Origin of the sequence: Sphingomonas yabuuchiae (assembly GCF_001477495.1) — a bacterium.
Lineage (GTDB): Bacteria > Pseudomonadota > Alphaproteobacteria > Sphingomonadales > Sphingomonadaceae > Sphingomonas > Sphingomonas yabuuchiae_A.
On the sequence record NZ_LDTF01000189.1, the window covers coordinates 1 to 578 of the forward strand.

The window sequence follows — 578 nt, forward strand, 5'->3', positions numbered from 1 at the left end:
TGCCGAGGCAGCGTCGACACGGATTAGTGGAAGTCGTGCGATTTGAAGCGCACGACGTCCTCTGGATCCTTACCGTCCGCGTGGGGCGGCCAGTATTGGTTGCGCGGCTCAGGCTGCCATCCTTTGTCCCCGCGATCCGGTGAGCCTGGATGCTGGCCCGCGTCACCGCGGCCGGTGCGGTGCGGGAAGGACATGTCGCCAACACGGTGCAGCAGGTCGCCATGGTCGACGATCCGGTCGCAGATGACGTGGATCACCTCGCCTTCCTTCTGCACGCGCCCCTTGAGACCGACCATGGAAGCCGACATCACGGTGCGGCGCTGCGCCTCGAAGCGGTCGGGCCAAAGTATGCCGTTGGCGACGCCGGTCTCGTCCTCGATCGTGATGAACAGCACACCCTTCGCGGAACCAGGCTTCTGGCGGACTAGGATGATGCCCGCGACTTCGACATGGCGGCCGTCGCGGACGCTGGCGAGATCCGCGCAACGGGTGACGCCGCGGGGTCGCAGTCCGTCGCGCCAGAACGTCAGCGGCATAGCGAGGAGCGTAAGCCGGAGGTTGCGATAATCCTCGATTAA

Annotated in this window: 1 protein-coding gene; it reads right to left on the reverse strand. The window is 65.4% G+C overall.

The window, feature by feature from the left end; genetic code table 11:
- Nucleotides 1-23: 23 nt before the first annotated feature.
- The coding region (locus tag NS355_RS18005; protein WP_244489752.1) for an OB-fold nucleic acid binding domain-containing protein at nt 24-578 on the reverse strand (555 nt) is incomplete at its 5' end.